A 1,307-nucleotide genomic window follows, 5' to 3' on the forward strand; every position below is an offset into this window, starting at 1 on the left:
AGCCTATACCATACTGTACTCAGTTGGTGTAGGAGTATGTCACTACGGAACCCAATCCAAGCTCTAAAGTAGGAGCCGTCTTCGCTAATCTGATAAGCCACATTGGGGGATAATTTAACAATAGATTCGATACGAGCTATACCCAAACCTTTGAGTTCGGTCAAACTGTAATTTTGGATTTCTCCGCTGTTCCACTCGATTTGGAATGGACGTAGATTTTCAACGTTCAAGCGTTGGACTGTCCCCCTTTGTTGAACTCCTTCTCGGCATTTTAAAATGTAATCTCCCTCTTTAAATCCGTATAATCCTTGTTTCTTGGCTAGGTTTTCTAGGTGCTGCTTCCAGGTTTCTTCCCAAGCTATGTTAAATTCTAGAAGTTCGTAATTTTCTTCGCTCAATTGTCGAGCCAGTTTTTCTTTGAATTGCTGTTTTTGAATTGGCATAGCGAATTCTAAGAAGTTGTCGGGTATTTCGAGAGCTAAATACGTCTTAGCTCGGATTTTGAGGTCAGCAACAGACAAACTGCGAGCGACTTTTAACTGCTGAGGTGCAGGAATATCTATGGTACAACTTGTCGGGAAGCCTGGAAACAAGTTAATGGGAAAGAGATAAGATTGGTCGAGAGTCGAGATGAAAATGTGGTGTTCAGTCAGCGATTCTACTTGGAAAATAGTTGTGTTACTGAATTGTACCTGTTGCGAATTAGCAAGTACGATGGTTGTGCAAGCTGGAAGTTCTCCAGTATTTTTTTGAGGAATAAACTGAGGCACAAGGGAGATTTTGAGGACACGAATTTCATCAAGTGTATAATTCCAAGAAAAGCTGTCTTCGCTGTTACTAGCATCCCAGGTAATTCTTACAGGTCGATCGGTTTGATTTAGAGAAGTGACAGTACCGTAATGCTTACCAGTTTTGATGATATCGCCTACTTTAAAGGGAAGTTGATCGGAAGGATGCGGAGTGAGAAAAGGGAAAATTACCGCTACCACTTCTTTAACTTCACTGGGGGGAGTGTTGTCAGATTTAGAGCAAATATTTGAGAGACCGATTAAAGCGGTGTTAGAGTCCATAACTTTTGAGAAGTTAATTTTTTTTCAACTTCTCCCGTTAGGGGGTATCTTCTCGAACAGAAGCCTAAAACTTTCTAGTTTTCGCTAGCATCTTTGGTGCATATAAAGCAAATTTAGGCTTTATTTAGGCTTTAAATTTGTTTAAGTCCCGCTAGATATATCGCCATGCTGTCAAGATCACGATATGGAAAAGTGACATACTCCCACGTCAAACTGGGTACAGTTATGACGTGGGCA

1 protein-coding gene is annotated in these 1,307 nt (G+C 40.9%); it reads right to left on the reverse strand.

The features are described 5' to 3' along the window. The coding region (locus QUB35_RS38980) for a hypothetical protein (protein ID WP_333148432.1) at positions 1-1,070 on the reverse strand (1,070 nt) is incomplete at its 3' end. Between the last annotated feature and the right edge of the window lie 237 nt (positions 1,071-1,307).

This window comes from Microcoleus sp. B13-B6 (genome assembly GCF_036705405.1).
Classification (GTDB): Bacteria; Cyanobacteriota; Cyanobacteriia; order Cyanobacteriales; family Microcoleaceae; genus Microcoleus.